This window comes from Pseudomonas sp. WSY_20, assembly GCF_043104335.1.
GTDB lineage: Bacteria > Pseudomonadota > Gammaproteobacteria > Pseudomonadales > Pseudomonadaceae > Aquipseudomonas > Aquipseudomonas parafulva_B.
Genome location: NZ_JBICKP010000076.1, coordinates 1 through 17600, shown reverse-complemented (window position 1 = coordinate 17600; position 17600 = coordinate 1). Strand labels below are relative to the sequence as shown.

Annotated in this window: 19 protein-coding genes; 7 read left to right on the top strand and 12 right to left on the bottom strand. The window is 59.8% G+C overall.

The window, feature by feature from the left end; genetic code table 11:
- Positions 1 to 614: 614 nt before the first annotated feature.
- The 3 genes from ACF8E5_RS18005 (at position 615) to ACF8E5_RS17995 (ending at position 2164) form a co-directional block, all read left to right on the top strand.
- Entirely contained in the window at positions 615 to 1019 is a 405-nt protein-coding gene (locus ACF8E5_RS18005) for a TraR/DksA C4-type zinc finger protein (RefSeq protein ID WP_023534004.1), read from the top strand.
- 459 nt (positions 1020 to 1478) lie between these two features.
- Positions 1479 to 1949, top strand: a complete 471-nt coding sequence (locus ACF8E5_RS18000) for a hypothetical protein (RefSeq protein WP_196126196.1) — start codon at positions 1479 to 1481, stop codon at positions 1947 to 1949.
- Positions 1946 to 2164, top strand: coding sequence for a hypothetical protein (locus ACF8E5_RS17995; RefSeq protein ID WP_196142941.1), 219 nt, complete (start codon positions 1946 to 1948; stop codon positions 2162 to 2164). Before ACF8E5_RS18000 ends, ACF8E5_RS17995 begins: the two co-directional genes overlap by 4 nt.
- A 6-nt stretch (positions 2165 to 2170) precedes the next feature.
- Here ACF8E5_RS17995 and ACF8E5_RS17990 read toward each other — a convergent pair whose 3' ends face one another.
- The 7 genes from ACF8E5_RS17990 to ACF8E5_RS17960 all read right to left on the bottom strand — a co-directional run bounded on the left by ACF8E5_RS17990 (position 2171) and on the right by ACF8E5_RS17960 (position 9319).
- Entirely contained in the window at positions 2171 to 2536 is a 366-nt protein-coding gene (locus ACF8E5_RS17990; RefSeq protein ID WP_058639762.1) for a Na+/H+ antiporter subunit G, read from the bottom strand.
- Entirely contained in the window at positions 2533 to 2811 is a 279-nt protein-coding gene (locus tag ACF8E5_RS17985) for a K+/H+ antiporter subunit F (protein ID WP_058605988.1), read from the bottom strand. Before ACF8E5_RS17985 ends, ACF8E5_RS17990 begins: the two co-directional genes overlap by 4 nt.
- Positions 2808 to 3296 (bottom strand): Na+/H+ antiporter subunit E, encoded by a 489-nt coding sequence (locus ACF8E5_RS17980; RefSeq protein WP_058605987.1) that lies wholly within the window; start codon positions 3294 to 3296, stop codon positions 2808 to 2810. The genes ACF8E5_RS17985 and ACF8E5_RS17980 overlap by 4 nt, the downstream gene beginning before the upstream one ends.
- Positions 3293 to 4972, bottom strand: a complete 1680-nt coding sequence (locus tag ACF8E5_RS17975) for a monovalent cation/H+ antiporter subunit D (protein ID WP_196186739.1) — start codon at positions 4970 to 4972, stop codon at positions 3293 to 3295. Before ACF8E5_RS17975 ends, ACF8E5_RS17980 begins: the two co-directional genes overlap by 4 nt.
- Positions 4969 to 5313 carry a Na+/H+ antiporter subunit C gene (locus ACF8E5_RS17970; RefSeq protein WP_023534014.1) on the bottom strand — a complete coding sequence of 115 codons (345 nt, stop codon included), beginning with the start codon at positions 5311 to 5313 and terminating at the stop codon, positions 4969 to 4971. Before ACF8E5_RS17970 ends, ACF8E5_RS17975 begins: the two co-directional genes overlap by 4 nt.
- Positions 5313 to 8228, bottom strand: a complete 2916-nt coding sequence (locus tag ACF8E5_RS17965) for a monovalent cation/H+ antiporter subunit A (RefSeq protein WP_058639764.1) — start codon at positions 8226 to 8228, stop codon at positions 5313 to 5315. The genes ACF8E5_RS17970 and ACF8E5_RS17965 overlap by 1 nt, the downstream gene beginning before the upstream one ends.
- Before the next feature lie 143 nt (positions 8229 to 8371).
- Positions 8372 to 9319, bottom strand: a complete 948-nt coding sequence (locus tag ACF8E5_RS17960) for a DMT family transporter (protein ID WP_182140624.1) — start codon at positions 9317 to 9319, stop codon at positions 8372 to 8374.
- An 83-nt stretch (positions 9320 to 9402) separates the two neighbouring features.
- Between ACF8E5_RS17960 and ACF8E5_RS17955 the strand changes: the two genes are divergently transcribed.
- On the top strand, positions 9403 to 9966 hold the full coding sequence (locus tag ACF8E5_RS17955) for a helix-turn-helix domain-containing protein (protein ID WP_392475607.1): 564 nt from the start codon (positions 9403 to 9405) through the stop codon (positions 9964 to 9966).
- A gap of 8 nt (positions 9967 to 9974) precedes the next feature.
- On the opposite strand, the gene ACF8E5_RS17950 is transcribed toward ACF8E5_RS17955, so the two are convergent.
- The gene (locus ACF8E5_RS17950; RefSeq protein ID WP_058639767.1) at positions 9975 to 10538 is read right to left on the bottom strand and encodes a cysteine hydrolase family protein; all 564 of its coding nucleotides are present in this window, start codon (positions 10536 to 10538) and stop codon (positions 9975 to 9977) included.
- 82 nt (positions 10539 to 10620) lie between these two features.
- Between ACF8E5_RS17950 and ACF8E5_RS17945 the strand changes: the two genes are divergently transcribed.
- Both ACF8E5_RS17945 and ACF8E5_RS17940 read left to right on the top strand, forming a co-directional pair.
- Complete coding sequence (locus ACF8E5_RS17945; RefSeq protein ID WP_196186738.1) at positions 10621 to 11655, top strand: GlxA family transcriptional regulator; 1035 nt, start codon at positions 10621 to 10623, stop codon at positions 11653 to 11655.
- 52 nt (positions 11656 to 11707) lie between these two features.
- On the top strand, positions 11708 to 12064 hold the full coding sequence (locus ACF8E5_RS17940) for a hypothetical protein (RefSeq protein WP_058639769.1): 357 nt from the start codon (positions 11708 to 11710) through the stop codon (positions 12062 to 12064).
- A gap of 3 nt (positions 12065 to 12067) precedes the next feature.
- Here the strand turns inward: ACF8E5_RS17940 and ACF8E5_RS17935 are convergent, their stop codons facing one another.
- The gene (locus tag ACF8E5_RS17935; RefSeq protein WP_058639772.1) at positions 12068 to 12838 is read right to left on the bottom strand and encodes a S9 family peptidase; all 771 of its coding nucleotides are present in this window, start codon (positions 12836 to 12838) and stop codon (positions 12068 to 12070) included.
- On the bottom strand, positions 12822 to 13940 hold the full coding sequence (locus ACF8E5_RS17930; protein ID WP_392475608.1) for a DUF3182 family protein: 1119 nt from the start codon (positions 13938 to 13940) through the stop codon (positions 12822 to 12824). Before ACF8E5_RS17930 ends, ACF8E5_RS17935 begins: the two co-directional genes overlap by 17 nt.
- 194 nt (positions 13941 to 14134) lie before the next feature.
- On the opposite strand from ACF8E5_RS17930, the gene ACF8E5_RS17925 reads away from it, so the two are divergent.
- The gene (locus tag ACF8E5_RS17925; protein WP_145257514.1) at positions 14135 to 15943 is read left to right on the top strand and encodes an aminopeptidase P family protein; all 1809 of its coding nucleotides are present in this window, start codon (positions 14135 to 14137) and stop codon (positions 15941 to 15943) included.
- Between the two features lie 32 nt (positions 15944 to 15975).
- Here ACF8E5_RS17925 and ACF8E5_RS17920 read toward each other — a convergent pair whose 3' ends face one another.
- Entirely contained in the window at positions 15976 to 16257 is a 282-nt protein-coding gene (locus ACF8E5_RS17920; protein ID WP_023534016.1) for a hypothetical protein, read from the bottom strand.
- Between the two features lie 164 nt (positions 16258 to 16421).
- The gene (gene rhtA, locus ACF8E5_RS17915) at positions 16422 to 17309 is read right to left on the bottom strand and encodes a threonine/homoserine exporter RhtA (RefSeq protein WP_058639771.1); all 888 of its coding nucleotides are present in this window, start codon (positions 17307 to 17309) and stop codon (positions 16422 to 16424) included.
- Positions 17310 to 17600 lie beyond the last annotated feature (291 nt).

Sequence of the window (17600 nt, the reverse complement as noted above, 5' to 3'; positions counted from 1 at the left end):
CTGAAGTCGCGAAGATCAAAAGCCAGATCAAAAGCCAAAGCAAGAGCAAGAGCAAGAGCAAGAGCAAGAGCAAGAGCAAGAGCAAGAGCAAGAGCAAGAGCAAGAGCAAGAGCAAGAGCAAGAGCAAGAGCAAGAGCAGGAATTAGCTATATATGTTGAGCTGGAGTTTAAAGAAGTTTGCGATGCGCTCAGTAGCTGCTGCCTCGTACCTATTTATTACAGTGAATCTTTTAATGTGTATATGTTTAAAGCTCCCTCTGTAGGAGCGGGCTTGTCCCGCGATGGAGTGCGAAGCGCTCCCCTATAGCGTTATCGAGGTTCCAAGGCATCATAATTTTCAACGTTACTCCTGCATTGCAGTAAACATGCCGCCGAATCTACTCGCACTGCTCAAACTCGCGCTTATACCTTCAAATGCAAGCACCGGCCGGCGGATCGTAAGCAGCGAATGCCAACGCCACCCCATTTTGCTGTTGCTCAAGGCGACGCTGCGCCTTAGACTGCCGCCCCTTGTTAAAGAGTGCCGACTGGCGCTCGAAAAATTTCCGCTGCCGATGCCAAAGCATCAGCGGCAAACGAATCGCCCAAATGCACCTATTTTCATAGAGAAATCGATGACCAAGGAACAGTTGCTGGCCATGCCGGCCGATGACTACATGAACGCTGAACAGCTGAGCTTCTTCACTCAGCTGCTGCAAGCGATGAAAGTCGAGACCCATGAACGCATCGAGCTGAGCCGTGCCACCATCGAAGGCCTGGATACCCCCTCGGATCCTGCCGATGTGGCATCGGTCGAAGAAGAGCGTAGCTGGCTGGTGAATGCCATCGATCGCGATCAGCGCCTGCTTCCGCAACTGGAGATGGCGCTTGACCGTATTGCCGACGAGAGCTTCGGCTGGTGCGACGACAGCGGTGAACCAATTGGTCTTAAGCGCTTGCTGATCAGTCCAACCACCAAGTACTGCATCGAAGCACAAGAGCGCCACGAGCAGCTTGATCGCCATCAGCGTCAGGCCTGAGCCGGTCAGGTTGCCAAGCCCCATGGAGCGATTCGTGGGGCTTTTTGCATTTCGCAAATCAAGCCGCAACGACCCATGCAATTTGCCCGGAGCAGTTGCGCAATAACCGGCAAGCCTGTTAAAACAGGGCGTCTCTCATGGATTTCACTGTCTTCGGATATCCCCACCGACAACAGTGTGCGAGTCGCCATCAGGCGCCAAGACCACGCACCCATCCGGAATCGCATTTTCATGGACGTGCAATGTCAGACGTTACGCCGGTAGCGCTTGGGCATTGCCCAAGGGTATGCAAGCGACAGCAACGCCGGCCGTTAGAGTAAAAAATCCTGCACGCTGCATCGTCAGCGGGCACAGACATGTCGCCCAGCGTTTTATTAATCTCATTGCCTATCGATTTGAAATGGCCGTGCTTCGCGAGCTCCTGCGAGGGCGGGTTGTAAACGGTTGAGGATTACTTCATTGGCAGTCAGCACTCTTGATACACACGCGTTATTCGCCCTTGGCGATTTGCGCGGGAAACTGGCCCAGTTGTTCCAGGGTCGATTCGTCTATGTCACTGAGCAAAACCCTGATGGCCTCTACATGGCCGAGATCGACACGCAAAATGCGCTGGTGGTCGATGACAAGCAGCGCCTTGAATTGAAAGTCGGCGACCATTTTCGTGCCGCCGTGCTGCCCAGCCGCGAAGGCGGCAAGCTGGAAATGCGTTTTCGCGATATCAAGCTCAATGTCTACGGCGTTGGCGACTACGCGTTCGTATCGGTTCCGGAAGGCGAGGGGATCGTATTGCGGGAAGGCCATGGCGTGATGCTGGTGTTTGCCGCCGAGCAGCAAGTTCAGGAAGGGCTAGGCAAGCTGTTGAAGGCTGTAACCGGCAAGGTTGCGAAATGGCGCAAGGGTGAGCTGACGACGTTCAAGGCAAGCGAGTGACGCTGCCAGAGCAAGCGCCTGGATCACGGGAACACTATCACCGTGAGCACCAGGCGCGCGCCATGGCCGAGGCGCAGCGGCTGCTCGCAGCACGTGAAGCGGTGGGCGGGCGATGGTTGGATTGGGTAGCCGCCGAGTTGTATACCCAGGGCCCGCCCCATTACGTAGCCATGGTCAGGCGAGCACTGCAGCGGCTGAGTAAGCAGCCAGGCTAAGCGCGGTCAGTTACCACGATCCAGGCCGCTGCTGACCTCCTCGGGTACCGGCTCTTTGGCCTGACGCTTGCGAAACAGCCCTGCGCGGGCCAGTAACAAGGTAGTCACTGGCACCGTGATCGATAGCAGCACGGGAATCAGCCATGCATGCAGCACCAGCGATTCCTTCAACCACGAAAAATAGATAATCGAGCCAAGCGCGACGCACCAGGCGCCTATGGTCGAGGCCAGTGCCGGGGGATGCATGCGTTGGAAATAGTCTTTCAGGCGCAGTAGGCCAATCGCACCGATCAGCGCAAAAAGGCTGCCAGCTACCAGCAGTATGGCTGTGATCATTTCGAGCCAGAACGGTAGATTGAGTGTCTCGGTCATTCGATCACCTCTCCACGCAGCAGGAACTTGGCCAAGGCGAAGGAGCCCACGAAGCCAAACAACGCAATGAGCAACGCCCCTTCGAAATACGTGTCACTGGCATACCTGATGCCCAGCACCAGCATGGTCAGCATTGCTAGAATGTACAGGTAATCTAGAGCCAAAACCCTGTCTTGAGCCGAAGGCCCTCGGAATAGCCGAAGCAGGGTTAGGCACATAGCCAGCGCAAAGATGAACAAGCTGACAAGAACAGCGTTGGCGAGCAGTCCACTCATTGAAAAATCTCCATCAAGGGACGCTCATAGACGTCCTTGAAATGCTGGACGAACGCCGCTTCATCATCCAGATCGAATACGTGCAGCAGTAGCACGCTACGGTCCAGGGCCAGTTCCGACCAGATGGTTCCAGGGATCACCGTCGTGATCATGGACAGCGCTGCAAGCCCATGGGGTTCACGCAGGTCCAGGGGGATATGAACGAAGACTGAGCGTGGCGGCCGCGCCCCAGCACCCAGCACGCCGCGAGCGACCTGCAAGTTGGACAGGATGACGTCTACGCCAACCCGGCCTATCAGCTTGACGATGACCAGGGGGCGTCGGACATGGGCATGTTGCGGCCGCAAGGGTGCCATCAGCAGCGGAGCCAGTATCCCTAGTACGGCGGCGAGGATGAGGTTACCCGGACTCAGCGACAGGTTGAGCAACAGCCACAGGCCGAACAGGCATGCCGATAGCAGAGGAGCGGGAAATAGTCGGCTCATGGCTGCCCCTGAACGTCGAGCGAGGTAGGACCAGGTTTTGGCTGCGCTGCCATGACTGCATCGATGTAGGCATCAGGCGCCTGAAGGCTGGCAGCTGTGTCCAGGCTGTAGCGCAGCAGCGGCTCGGCCTTGAAGCTGAGCAGCATGCACAGGCCCAGCAGGATCACGATCGGAAGGCATTCAAAACGCCTGAGCACCGGAGAGGGTCGCTCTTCGGGTTTCCAGAAACGTTGGATGCCAACGCGTCCGAATGCGATCAGCGATGCCATTCCCGACAGTACAAGCAGGGCCACAAGGCCCCAGCCAGCGGCACCGAGGGTGTATTGGCTCGGAACGCCCAGGCCGTTGGGGTTGAACAAGGCACTGATGAGGTTGAGCTTGGCGACGAAGCCTGAAAGGGGTGGCATGCCGATGATCAACAAGGCGCAGGCGATGAAGCTCAAGCCCAGGAATGCCATGGTCCAGGGAATGACCTGACCGATGACGGCCTTCTGGTCATCATCGAGGTTGATCCCTTTTGGAGGGTGAAGTGATTCCAGTAAGGCCGGCATGGCGTCTTCTTCCTCGTCCAATGGCAACTCATTGGCAGATCGCGAGCGCTCGATGAGTTCGGCCAACAGGAACAATGCGCACAAGGCCAGGGTAGAATTCACGAGGTAGAACAGCGCGGCTCCAGTCAATGCCAATTGCGCAAAGCCCACCGCCCCCAGCAAGGTGCCAGCCGATACCAGGATACTCAACGCCGCCATGCGTTCCAGGCGCTGCGCTGCCAGGATCGACACCGCCGCCATGGCCAGGGTCGCCAAGCCTCCGTAGACCAGCCAATCTCCCCCGAAGTGTGCCGATGCCCCTGCTTGCCCGGAGAAGAGCAGCGTCCACACCCGCAGCACCGCATACAGCCCCACCTTGGTCATGATTGCAAAGAGGGCAGCCACGGGCGCGCTGGCAGACGCATAGGCTGGTACCAGCCAGAAGTTCAGGGGCCAGATGCCCGCTTTGACCAGGAACGCCATGGCCAGAATCGCTGCGCCTGCATGCAGCAGGCCGCGGTCGGCCTCGGGTACCAGCGGAATCTTCAGGGCAAGGTCCGCAAGATTCAGCGTACCCGTCACGCCATACAGCATTGCCGCGCCAATCAGGAACAACGAGGAGGCGAAAAGGTTGACGGCGATGTAGTGCAGGCCGGCTCGCACACGTGCGCGGCCGGATCCGTGCAGCAGAAGGCCGTATGAAGCTGCCAACAGTACTTCGAAGAACACGAACAGATTGAACAGGTCTGCCGTCAGGAATGCGCCGTACAGGCCCATCAGCTGAATCTGGAACAGCGCATGAAAACTTGCACCGGCGCCATCCCAGCGTGCCCGTGCGAACAGCAGGGCGCTTAGCCCGATGACGCCGGTCAGGGTCAGCATCAGCGCCGACAGGTGGTCCACCACCAGCACGATGCCAAACGGGGCTGGCCAGTTGCCCGGCAGGTAGACGCCGATCGATTCTGCCTGGCCCTGGGTACGGACCCAAAGCAGCAGGCTGATGGCAATGCCAAGACCGGCGAAGGTCGACAGCAGGTTCAGCCGTGCCTTGATCAATCGACGCTTTTCGCCCAGCAGCAACATGACTGCCGCTGTAATCAACGGCAGCAGGATAGGGGCAACGATCAGTTGGCTCATGCCGCTCATTCCTCACGCTCCCGGCCATCTACGTGGTCGGTACCGGTCAGGCCGCGCGATGCCAGCAGTACCACGAGAAACAGGGCGGTCATGGCGAAGCTGATGACGATTGCCGTGAGTACCAAGGCCTGTGGCAGCGGATCGGTGTAGTGCAACAGGTCCTGGGTAACGCCTTCCTTGATGATGGGCTCCTTGCCGATGAACAGGCTGCCCATGCTGAAAATGAAAAGGTTGACCCCATAGGAAAGCAGGCACAAGCCCATGATCACCTGGTATGTGCGCGGGCGCAGCACCAACCAGACTCCGGAGGCGGCAAGCACGCCAATGGCCACTGCGATCACTTCTTCCATCAGGCGGCTCCTGCTTTACGGGTCTTGCCTGGACTGGCCGGGCGATAGGCACGTACCGACTGGTGGGCCAGGGCCGTGAGTATCAAAAGGGTCGATCCGACGACCACGGTGAACACACCGACGTCGAAGAACAATGCGCTTGCCAGATGGATGTCTCCGAGCAGAGGAAGATGCAGGTGCGCCGTATGGGTGGTCAGGAACGGGTAACCGAGCACGATAGCGCCGCCACCGGTCAAGGTTGCACAGAGCAGACCAGTGCCCATCCAGCGCAAGGGCCGCAAGCGCATTTGCGCTTCTACCCACTGGGTGCCTGCGACCATGTATTGCAGAATGAACGCCACCGAAGTCACCAACCCGGCGACGAATCCGCCGCCCGGCTGATTATGACCACGCATGAACAGGTACATCGATACCAGCAGCGCGATGGGCAGCAACAGGCGCACCAGCACGGCGGGCACCATCATGAAGCCCAGAGCGGTATCGGCAGCGTGGCGCGGGTTGATCAGGTCGGTGACGACATCAGGTGCCAGTTGGCGCTGCTGGGTCGGCAATTGCATGCTTTCCTTGGGTGGGCGGAAGCGACGCAGAAGCGCGAAAACGGTCAACCCCACCGCGACCAGCACGGTGATTTCGCCCAGGGTATCGAAGCCGCGGAAATCCACCAGCATCACGTTGACCACATTGGTGCCACCACCTTGGGGCAGCGCACGGCTCAGGTAGAACGAAGAGATGTCATTAGGCGTAGGGCGGGTCAGCATGGCGTAGGACAGCACGGCCATGCCGGCACCCACCAGCACCGCCAGTAGCAGGTCGCGCAGGCGACGCACGCGGGCGCGGTCGAACCTGCCAGGCAGAGGGGATACACCCTCGATACGACGTGGAAGCCAACGCAGGCCAAGAAGGATCAGGACAGTGGTCACCACTTCGACGACCAACTGGGTCAGGGCAAGATCAGGTGCGGAAAACCACACAAACGTGATACAGGTCATCAAGCCGCACACACTGACCATGGTCAGGGCCGCCAGGCGGTGGTACTTGGCTTGGTAGGCCGCGCCGATCGCGCAGGCAATGGCGATCATCCAGAGTGCGACGAACACCCCTGAACCTGGGATCTTCGGCCGCTCGCCCCAAGTCAGGCCACTGTGGAGCATGGGTGTCAGGCCCGCGAGGAAGGCGGCCACCACCAGCATGAACAACTGCGCCTGCAGGCGCCGGCTGGTAAGCAGGTGCTCGATACGTCGCGCCATCAGCATCAACTGCACCTGGCCATACTCAAAGAGACGCTTGCCATCGAATCGGCCCATCACGGGAGGGCAGGGGAAGCGGCCACGTCGCAGTTGCTTGCGCAACAGCAGGTACAGGACCACGCCACCACTCATGGCCACCAGGCTCATGATCAAGGGCGCATTCCAGCCGTGCCAGATGGCCAGGCTGTACTCGGGTAGCGTACCCCCTACCACCGGCAGTGCCGCAGCGGCTAGCAAGGGGCCTACGGACTGGGCGGGGAAAATGCCGACCACCAGGCATGTCAGCACCAGCAGCTCGACCGGCGCGCGCATCCAGCGCGGGGGTTCGTGGGGTGTATGCGGCAGGTCCTGGGCAGTGGGGCCGAAAAACACATCGACCGTGAAGCGCAGCGCATAGGCCACGCTGAATGTGCCGGCCAGGGTGGCGATCACCGGAAGCATGGCCTCGACCCAGGCGCTGGAGGTGATGAACACGGTTTCGGCGAAGAACATTTCCTTGGACAGGAAGCCGTTCATTAGCGGCACCCCCGCCATGGAGGCGCTGGCGACCATGGCTAGGGTGGCCGTGTAGGGAACCAGTCGGACCAAGCCGCTCAGGCGCCGGATGTCACGCGTACCACTTTCGTGGTCGATAATGCCGGCGGCCATGAACAGCGATGCCTTGAAGGTCGCGTGATTGAGAATGTGAAAGACCGCCGCCACGGCGGCCAACGAGCTGTTCAGCCCCAACAACAGCGTGATGAGGCCCAGGTGGCTGATAGTCGAATAGGCCAGAAGGCCCTTGAGGTCATTCTGGAACATCGCTGCGAAGGCACCGAGCAGTAGCGTCAGCGCGCCAGCACCACCGACTATCCAGAACCATTCGTCGGTGCCCGACAGCACTGGCCATAGGCGCGCCAGCAAAAATACGCCGGCCTTGACCATGGTTGCCGAGTGCAGGTACGCCGACACCGGCGTGGGCGCCGCCATGGCATGGGGCAGCCAGAAGTGGAAGGGAAATTGCGCGCTCTTGCTCAGGGCGCCGATCAGGATAAGCGGCAACAGCACTGGGTAAAGTGCGTGCTGGCGTATGGTGTCACCTGCAGCCAGGACCTTGTCCAGGTCGTAGCTGCCCACCACATGGCCGAGCAGCAGCGCCCCTACCAGCAGGCACAAGCCACCGGCACCAGTGACCATCAGCGCCATGTAGGCGCCACGGCGCGCGTCGGCCCGGTGATGCCAGTAGCCAATCAAGAGGAAGGAGAAGAGGCTGGTGAGCTCCCAGAAAAACACCAGTTGCAGAACGTTGCCCGACAACACCAGCCCGAGCATGGCGCCCATGAATGCAAGGAAGAAGGCAAAGAATCGCGGCACTGGGTCTTGTGGCGACATGTAGTAGCGCGCGTACAGAGACACCAACGTACCGATGCCCAGCACCAGCAGTGAGAACAGCCAGGCAAAGCCGTCCATGCGCAGTACGAAGTTGAGCCCAAGGCTAGGTAGCCACAGGAATTCTTCACGAATGACCCCACCGTGGGCCACCTGTGGATAGAGAAGTGCTACCTGGACGGTGCCGACCAAGGCCACGAGCCCGGCGAGTATGGACTCGGCGTTACGTGCGTTGTGCGGCAGCGCGGCTGCCAGCAAACTGCCCACGAACGGCAGAAGCAATAGCACTATCAAAGACATAGAGTTCTATTCTGAGAGGTTTTCAAAGGATCATACGTGCCGAACGGGTCATCGACCAACACACAACCTGTCGCAGAATCCTACAAAAGGGCTGTGACAGGCTGTTTTTTTATAACAGTTTTTTACAGAGGATAGTCGGAGCTTTAGAGACCGGTCTTGAGTTGACGTTCATTCTGTGCAAGTTCAGTACCAGCAGATTCTGGCCTGCGGCGCACGCGCAACTCGCTGATGACCACGGCGATGACGATCAGCAGGCCGCCCAACAATGCCAACCCTGGCAGGCGCTCTCCCGCTAGCCGTCCGACGAGGCCGGCCCACACTGGCTCACCGGCATAGATCAACGTGGCCCGGGTGGGTGATACCGATTTTTGTGCCCAGTTCATCGCCACCTGGATGATCGCGCTCATCAGGCCCAAGCCAATCGCACTGCTCAGCAAAAGCCAAGAGAAATCGGGTACCGATTCCTGGGTAGGCAGCATCATCATGAATGCCAGTGCCGAGGCCGTTGCCAGTTGCACCACAGTAACGCGGCGAACGTCGACGCGCCCGGCAAAGCGGCTGATCAGAATGATTTCGCCGGCGATGGCGACGGCGCTCACCAATGTCACTACCTCGCCTTCGCTCATGTGCAGGCTACCGGCCTGCGGCCCGGCGAGCAGGACCAACCCAACGAATGCCAGGCCGATCCCAAGGCTGGGCATCAGGCCCGGGCGCCGACCCAGCACCAGCCACTGCAGTAAGGGTACGAAGGGCACGTAGAGCGCCGTGATGAACGCCGACTGGCTGCTGCTGATCGTCTGCAGGCCCATGGTCTGCAGGCCGTAGCCCAACATGATCAATACGCCAATCGACAGGCCTGCCTTGAATTCGACAAGGGTTAACCCTGGCAAGGCGCGGGCCGAGACCATGCCGACGAACAGGGCAGCCGCGGCGAAGCGCAAGCCCACGAAAAACATGGGGCCACTGACGGTCATCACGTTGTGCACCAGCAGGAATGTACCGCCCCATAACATGGTGATGAACACCAGTACCCACTCGGCTTTGCTAAGACGGAACGAAAAGGTGGGACGTTGCGGGCGTGACTTATTCATGCGGTTGCAGGCTCGTAGGACAGGGCGCACAATCGGCGCAAAGTGGGCAGTATACTGCGCAACAACTAGGGGTGAGCAATATAGTGCACAACGACGCCTCGCATCGTGCTTCGGTGCTGCAACACGTGAGCTTGAATGTTCGCAGTCTGCGCAACGCTGCTGGCATCAGCCAGGCAACCTTGGCCGAGCGTTCAGGTGTCAGCCGTCGCATGCTGGTGGCGATTGAGGCTGGCGAGAAAAATGTCAGCCTCACCACGCTCGACCTCATCGCCGAGGCGCTCGGGGTGGCGTTCAGCACATTGATCCAGGCGCCTGACCAGCGTAACCCTGGTCGTATCGAAGCGCTGGCCTGGGCGGGTGAGCATCCGCAAAGCCGGGCCATCCTGCTGGCAAGCAGCATGGCCCGTCGCGAAGTTGAGCTGTGGGAATGGACGCTGGCGGTCGGCGAACACTATCGCAGCGAGGCAGATGCCGAAGGCTGGAGCGAGCAGATCTACGTGGTCGAAGGTGTACTAACGCTGATTATCGAGGGTGTCGAGCACCGACTCGAGCAGGGACGCTTTCACGTATTCGCCAGCAATTGCCGTTACGCCTATCGCAACGATGGCGCGGTCGCAGTGAAGTTTGTACGCAATGTAGTGATCTAAAGTGGCGATCAGGCGTGGCCAGCAGCCTCTTGGAGCAATGCATCGGTGCTGCGCACCGAGGCATAGGCGAACGCCAGTGCAGCCATCGATGCCTCATGCACCTGTGCAGCAGGTACCCTTTTGCCGTTGAACTCCAGGGCCAGCGTGGCGCAGGCATCATGGGCGACCGTGACTTCGTACCCGAGGTCAGCTGCTGCGCGCACCGCTGCATCGATGCACATGTGGCTCATGCTGCCCACGACAGTCAGCGACCTGATGCCCTGGCGCTCGAGCGTCGGCGCAAGATCGGTCGAGAGAAAAGCGTTGACCTTGTGTTTGAGAATCACAGTCTCTCCAGGCATCGGCTGAACACTTGGGTGAATGGCTGCGCCCGAAGAGCCTGGAGCAAAAAAGGGGGCGTCGGCGCTGTCGAACTCGTGGCGTACATGCACGATGAGGTCGTTCGCGTCGCGGGCAGCCTGGAGCAGGCGGGCCGCATTTTCAGCGGCGCGCTCGACACCTTCCAGAGGCCATTTGCCGCCTGCGAAATAGTCATTCTGGATGTCGATGATGATCAGTGCGTGAGTGTTCATGTTGCCTCCGGGGGTAGTGGTTTTGACTGTTGCTTAGTTATAGGCTGTCGCGTGATAGGGGTGAATCGGCGCGAAAGACACTATGCGGGGCAAAACTGACATGGCTCGTTTTATCGAGATTGGCCTGCTTCGCTATCCCGATGCGCAGGAGGCAGCGATCCACGGCCTGCACGACCTGTTCGACGTGGCTAACCGTATGGCTGACGGGTTGGGTGCGGCCCAAGCGCCTCGTGTGCGTATCAGCGTATGGGGTGTGGGTGCAGAGGAAGAACTGCTGCCTGAGGCTCCTTCAGGGGATGACAGTGATGCGAGACTGCGTGTTCTGATCATCCCGCCAAGTTTGCACGCCGTTCCCCACGATGCCTGCCTGGCTCGCCATCGCTCGGCTTTGTGCCGATTGCACCAGGAAGGCACCGTTCTGGCCTCGGTGTGCATCGGGGTTTTCTTCATAGCCGACTGCGGTCTGCTGGATGGACGCACCGCATGCGCCCATCGCAATCATGTGCAGCTACTGAAGGCGCGTTACCCGCACATCAGGGCTGAGGCTCAACAGGTGTTGCTCGACGACGGCGATATCGTCAGCTCCGCTGGCCTGATGGCCTGGACCAGTCTGGGCCTGAGTTTGGTGCAGCGATTTATGGGCAATACCGTTGCCGCTGAAACTGCGAACTTTCTGGCGGTAGATCCGATACCTGCCGCTTTGCCCGGCACTTGCCTCAACCCGTTGCTTGATCATGGCGATGAAGCGGTCCTGAAGGTACAGCACTGGTTGCAGGCTACGGGCGCGCGGACGGCGGGCCTCGCAGCGATGGCAGCGTGCGCCAGCCTGGAGCCGCGCACGTTTTTGAGGCGGTTTCGCTTGGCTACAGGCTTGCGCCCCACCGAGTACTGTCAGCAGATCAGAGTATGCCGGGCAGCACGTTTGCTTGAGTTCACACGCAGGACAGTCGACCAGATCGCTTGGGATGTCGGTTATCGCGACCCCGGTGCGTTTCGCAAGGTATTTCAGCGCGCCACAGGCATCACCCCCAGTGCATTTCGACGGCAGGGCGTGACTTCAACGCCTGAGGGACGGGGTGCATGGCGTAGCGACCCTCTTGACCTCGAGATTGGTTGAGGTTTTAACCTTCCGGGCATTGCGATGTGTATTCCCTGTCAGGAGGTTGTCGATGTCAGGAAGTGTCTCAGCCATTTGGTACAACCAGATGATCGAATATCGGGTCGCCGTCGTCTTTCAGCAAGCATTGGCCCAGGCATTGATGCAGCGCAGTGAGTCACTGGCAGCGCGCTTTGAAGACCTCCGGGCGGTCAGCGTTCAGGTGAGCGAAGATGGCAATTGTCTGCTTCAGTCGCTGCAGTGGACCAACCGGGAGGCCTGTGAGGCGGCTATCGAGCAAGTGCTGGACGGTTCGTTTCTGGGTCTCCTCCAGCAGTATCACGCCAGCGCCGTGAACTTTGCTGCTTTCACGGCCCTGCGGTGTCTGGCTCGCCATCCAGACGGAGCGTTGTACTGTCAGGTGGAGTGAGCTTCACGCGTACCAGGGTGCGTAGTGGGGATAGCGGTCCAGGCGAGCACCAATGACCATTTCGCTGATCCATGCCGCCAGCAGCGCACTGTAGGCCTTCTGGCTCTCTTCGGTGGACAGGCCGTGGTCGGCGCCGTCGACAATCCGGTGGGTGAGCGAGTGGGCACTGCCGAAGGCTGATCGGTAATTCATCAGCGTGCTGTGGGGTACGTAGTCATCATGCTCGGATTCGACCAGCAGAACATCGCCGGTAAACTCGGCGCAGGCGGCCAGAGCACGGTTGTCAGACGGCGCCAAGGGGCGACGGCGATAGTCATTGAGCCGTTGTCGGTCCAGGGACTGCTTGGGCGTATTCCACTCTTCGTCCCAGTACATGGCCGGTACCCGCAGGGCCAGCCAGCGGACCGGGCGCATCGAGGTCAACAAGGTAGCCAGGTAGCCGCCGTAGCTGCTGCCGATCACGGCGATGGCGTTGGGGTCCACAGTGGGGTGGCTAATGAGCTGATCGTAGGCTGTTAGCAGATCCTGCAGATTCTGCTCTCGCGTTACCGTCAGTCGCTGACTTTGGGTTTTCTCGTGGCCGCGCAGATCGAAGGTCATGCAGACGCAGCCAAGTCCTGTGATGTGTCGCGCTCTGGCAAGGTCACGCTGCTGGCTGCCGCCCCAGCCGTGGACGAACAGGATGCCGGGGATTTTGCTGCCCGGGCTGACCAGCGTCGCGCAGATGGTATCCCCGTTCACCGGCAGCTCTATCGTCTCACTCTGAATGGCCAACGTGTCGCAGCCGCGCGTATTTGGTGAGTTGTCCGAGTTCACTGTCGTTTCCTTGGTAGAAAAGTGTGGCATCCGCCGGTAGCGCGGGCGTGCCGAAGACTTCGTGGGTGCTAGCCCGCACTCGATCGACCCTGGCGTTGGCAGCGAATGCCTGAAGGGCGAGCAATTCGGCGCTGCTGGCACCGCCCATCCGCCAGGATTGTTCCAGCACGCCACTGCAAATGCCGCCTTTGGTGTCGGTGCCGCGGGCGATGTCGTAATTGCGGCGTGAGGCGATGAAGCCTGGTAAATGTCGATCGGCCGCTTGGTCATAAGTCATTGCCTGCTCGATCGCCAGGCGAACGCTCTTTTCCAAGGGGCCGGCCAGCAGAGACGCAAAGCCTCCTCGTACGAAGGTCAGGTCAGAGCCGCCGTACACCTCGATACCTTGGTGATCCTGGGTGAGTTGCTGTGTGCCGTAATAGCTGCAGACCAAGCCTGCAACCCGTACCTGGCCGACGCTGAACGTCTCGACGTTGCTCAGGTTCTGTTCCATCACCAGGCCCCAAATCAAGAGTTCTGCGTCATCCACCGCACAGAGTAGGGGTTCAAGTTCTTCGAGCGTGGAGAACACGGCCTGCCCTCGACCCGCGCATGCGCGTACGGGTTTCAGTCGTACAGGCCCTGTGATCAACAACAGTTGTGCGGCGTGCCGGGCGGTGGCCTTGTCGAATACGGTGTAGCCCTTGAGCAGCGCGTCCCAGGCCTGCCGGGCAAATGCCTCAGGCCAATCAGGCTTCGGTGGAGCACCTGGCGGCAGAGGGTGTGAAATGGCCTTGGTGGACATGAACGGATGAGCGACGGCACCGCCGAAAAAATCGGCTTCGCTTTTTATACCCAGTGCTGTCAGATCTGCGGTGTCGACCAAAGGCTGGGTGAGCATGTAGTAATACGAAGCGTCCGCCTGTGGCGCTTCGTGCAGGTCCACCACAGAGCAGTCCAGCAACTGTGCGAAGCCTTCCGATAGCTTACGGTGCACGGCGTGCTCGTGGTCGGGCGTGTGAGGCCGAGTGTCGAGTACCACGACGCCCTGTTTGCGATGACAGGCACTGGGCATGACGATCCCTCTTGCAAGGCGAGCTGTACTGCCTCTGAATCCGGGACGTTGGTGAAGTTCAGCATGGCAGGATCAATGGTATGGTCCGGCGTAGGCCCTTTCTCAGAAGCGTTCAGCACGGAGATTGCTGATTGCAGGCCGCGGGCAGCTATTCCATCATCAAGCGCTCAGGCATACCGGATGTCGCCACTGATAAGGGCATGATCGTGCACACCACTCTCCAACAGACCACGGCCCAGCGTCTTGCCGCGACGCGTAAGGCCATGGCCGCAGAAGGGCTTGACGCCTTGCTGGTTCCATCGGCAGACCCTCACCTTTCCGAATATCTGCCAGGCTACTGGCAAGGCCGCCAGTGGCTGTCGGGCTTCACTGGCTCGGTCGGCACCCTGGTCATAAGCCAGCAGTTTGCCGGGCTGTGGGTCGATAGCCGCTACTGGGAGCAGGCTGAGCGAGAGCTGGCAGGTAGCGGCATCGAATTGATGAAATTGTCACCCGGGCAGCCGAGCGCGCTGGACTGGTTGGCTGAACATGTGCAACCGCAGGGGTGCGCCAGCGTAGATGGTCGTGCGATGGCTTTGGCTTCGGCTCGCCAGTTGCGAGAGCGCCTTGGCCAGCGAGGCGCAAGGTTGGTGACTGACCAGGATGTGCTGGGTCGCGTTTGGAGCGACCGGCCGACGCTACCGTCCAACCCGGTGTATTCACATCTTGCGCCCTACGCAGTAGTGGGTCGTGCGCAGAAGCTGGCGCTGGTGCGGCAGGCGATGCAAGCCAAAGGTGCGGACAGTCATTTCATCGCCACCCTTGATGACATTGCCTGGTTGTTCAACTTGCGCGGTAGCGATGTGTCTTACAATCCGGTGTTCCTGGCGTTTGCCATGATCGATGCGCGGCGCGTGCAGCTTTTCATTGCCTCGGGAAAAGTCGATGAGCCTCTATGTCAGGCGCTGCGCGAGGATGGCATCGAAGTGCGAGCCTACACCGAGGCTACCGGCGCCCTTGGTCAGTTGCCACCTGGTAGTCGCTTGTTGGTGGATCCAGCGCGGGTGACGTGCGGGTTGCTCGAGCCGCTAGGCGAAGGGGTAGTGCTCGTGGAAGGCTCGAATCCCAGTACCCTGAGCAAGGCGTGCAAGGCTGAGGGCGAACTTGAGCATGTTCGTAGGGCGATGGAGCAGGACGGCGCGGCCTTGTGCGAATTTTTCGCCTGGTTTGAAGAAGCGCTCGCGACCCAGGTGGTGACCGAACTGACCGTCGATGAGCAACTCACCGCGGCGCGCGTCAGGCGACCGGGCTTCGTCTCGTTGAGCTTCTCGACCATTGCTGCGTTCAATGCCAATGGTGCGATGCCCCACTATCGGGCCACTGATCAGTCACACGCAGTGATCAAGGGCGACGGCCTGCTACTCATTGACTCTGGCGGCCAATACCTGGGTGGGACCACGGATATCACGCGTATGGTCCCCATCGGGCAACCGAGCGACCTGCAGAAGCTCGATTGCACCCGTGTGCTAAAAGGCATGATAGCGCTGTCGCGGGCGACCTTCCCGCGGGGCGTGCTGTCGCCCATGCTTGACGCCATAGCCCGTGCGCCCCTCTGGGCCGACCAGGTCGATTACGGCCACGGCACCGGCCATGGAGTGGGCTATTTCCTGAATGTTCATGAAGGGCCTCAGGTGATTGCCTATCAGGCAGCGGCCGCGCCGCAGACCGCCATGCAAGAAGGCATGATCAGTTCAATCGAGCCTGGCACCTACCGACCTGGGCAATGGGGGGTGCGGATTGAAAACCTGGTCGCCGCGCGAAGCGCCGGCCGCAGTGCATTCGGTGAATTTCTCGATTTCGAGACCCTGACGCTGTGCCCCATCGATACGCGTTGCTTGCTGCCGCAGCGGCTGACTGAGCAGGAGGTTTGCTGGCTCAATAGTTACCATGCCATGGTGCGCGAGCGATTGGCCCCACTGCTGGAAGGAAAGGCGCTGGCGTGGTTGTTATCACGTACTGAGGCGATCTAAGGCATATGGGGGCAGCCATCAGGCTGCCCCGGTCACTTGCAAATGACGATCATGCTGCGGCTGGTGTAGCCGGCAGGGTTGATGCCAAATAGATAATCGCCGTCCTCTTCGTCGCTGTCGCCTGAACGGGCGACGACGCGGTATCCGCGAGTGGTGCAGGCGCTAGCGGCCTTGCTGTAGCAGTTGTCCCACGAAGAAGACAGGCCGGAGCAGTTGATATGCAGGCCTTTCTTGCCCCGTTTGACCTCGGTTTTCGCCGTGGCGGCACATCCAGCAATAGCCAAGATGGCCAGGATGAGCAAAATACGTTTCATTCCTGTCCTTAAATGCAGGACGGATCAGCTACCTGGGTCCGTCATTTTCGCTCGGGTTCATCCTGAAGAGTACAGCGTCCCTGTTCGACTGCGCTGGGACAGCTTAATCAGCGAGCGGTGACGCCACAACACCCATGCAGCTTTCAACGAAAAGTTTTCCCGTGTCAATCCGCGACCATCGTCGGTTCTGGGCTATGGCGCATGGACAACGTCGTGCCCACGGAAGCCGCGATAATGGCGCCTACGGCCAGCCATTGGGTAAATGACAGGACCTCGCCCAGGAACAACAGCCCGGACAAGGCACCGAAGGCAGGCTCGATGCTCATGAGGGTGCCGAAGGTACGAGCGGGCATGCGCGTGAGCGCAACCATTTCCAGGCTATAGGGGAGGGCGGTAGACAATACCGCTACAGCGATCGCCATGGGGATGACCGCGGGCGTCAGCAGCAGGCTACCGGCATGCACGATGCCGATCGGTGCGATGAACAGTGCAGCGACCACCACTCCCAGCGCTGCGCTCTGCACGCCATGTTCGGCACCGGCGCGTTGGCCGAAGACTATATAAAGTGCCCAGCACGCCCCCGCGCCGATTGCGTAGCAGGCGCCCAGTGGATCCAGCGCCTGTCCGTCATGGCCTGCGGGCAGCAACATCAGCAGGCCGAAAATGGCCAGCGCGATCCAGATGAAGTCGATGGCGCGACGTGAGGCGAATATGGCAACTGCCAGTGGGCCGGTGAATTCGAGTGCCACCGCAATGCCAATGGGCACCGTCTGCAGGGACATATAGAAGAGGAAATTCATTCCGCCGAGCGCCAAGCCATAGATAAGGACGTTACGCAGGGTGCGAGTAGTGAAGCGTGCTCGCCATGGCCGTAGCAGCGCAACCATTATCAAACTGGCGAAAATCAGTCGCAGTGAGGTCGTGCCTTGTGCGCCAATGAGTGGGAACATGCTTTTGGCGATCGAAGCACCGGTCTGAATCGATGCCATGGCGATGAGCAGCAGGCCGATTGGGAACAGCACGCTAGCCAGGTTGCGAGGCGGTTTGGACATGGGGACGGATTACCTAGAAGTGGCGTTGCGCACTATAGTGCGCAACGGTGTAGCAGACAGCAATAGAGTGTTAAGCGTTCCACTCAAATGACGTTCGGATAAGATTAATGCTTGACGCTACGAAATTAGTGTCTATAATTCGCCGCACTCCAGCGCAGTCGGGCATCAAGTAGACGCACTGGAGTACTGCAAGCCTTTGAAGCTGAACGATTTTCTCGAAATAAACTTCAAAATAAACGCTTGACAGGCAACGAGGAAAGCGTAGAATGCGCGCCTCGGTTGAGACGAAAC

Excerpts from the sequence above, each read along its gene's own strand:
- ACF8E5_RS18005 (WP_023534004.1), top strand. The coding sequence starts at position 615 with ATGACCAAGGAACAGTTGCTGGCCATGCCGGCCGATGACTACATGAAC.
- ACF8E5_RS17990 (WP_058639762.1), bottom strand. The coding sequence starts at position 2,536 with ATGACCGAGACACTCAATCTACCGTTCTGGCTCGAAATGATCACAGCC.
- ACF8E5_RS17985 (WP_058605988.1), bottom strand. The coding sequence starts at position 2,811 with ATGAGTGGACTGCTCGCCAACGCTGTTCTTGTCAGCTTGTTCATCTTT.
- ACF8E5_RS17980 (WP_058605987.1), bottom strand. The coding sequence starts at position 3,296 with ATGAGCCGACTATTTCCCGCTCCTCTGCTATCGGCATGCCTGTTCGGC.
- ACF8E5_RS17975 (WP_196186739.1), bottom strand. The coding sequence starts at position 4,972 with ATGAGCGGCATGAGCCAACTGATCGTTGCCCCTATCCTGCTGCCGTTG.
- ACF8E5_RS17970 (WP_023534014.1), bottom strand. The coding sequence starts at position 5,313 with ATGGAAGAAGTGATCGCAGTGGCCATTGGCGTGCTTGCCGCCTCCGGA.
- ACF8E5_RS17965 (WP_058639764.1), bottom strand. The coding sequence starts at position 8,228 with ATGTCTTTGATAGTGCTATTGCTTCTGCCGTTCGTGGGCAGTTTGCTG.
- ACF8E5_RS17960 (WP_182140624.1), bottom strand. The coding sequence starts at position 9,319 with ATGAATAAGTCACGCCCGCAACGTCCCACCTTTTCGTTCCGTCTTAGC.
- ACF8E5_RS17950 (WP_058639767.1), bottom strand. The coding sequence starts at position 10,538 with ATGAACACTCACGCACTGATCATCATCGACATCCAGAATGACTATTTC.
- ACF8E5_RS17945 (WP_196186738.1), top strand. The coding sequence starts at position 10,621 with ATGCGGGGCAAAACTGACATGGCTCGTTTTATCGAGATTGGCCTGCTT.
- ACF8E5_RS17940 (WP_058639769.1), top strand. The coding sequence starts at position 11,708 with ATGTCAGGAAGTGTCTCAGCCATTTGGTACAACCAGATGATCGAATAT.
- ACF8E5_RS17925 (WP_145257514.1), top strand. The coding sequence starts at position 14,135 with ATGATCGTGCACACCACTCTCCAACAGACCACGGCCCAGCGTCTTGCC.
- ACF8E5_RS17920 (WP_023534016.1), bottom strand. The coding sequence starts at position 16,257 with ATGAAACGTATTTTGCTCATCCTGGCCATCTTGGCTATTGCTGGATGT.
- rhtA (WP_058639771.1), bottom strand. The coding sequence starts at position 17,309 with ATGTCCAAACCGCCTCGCAACCTGGCTAGCGTGCTGTTCCCAATCGGC.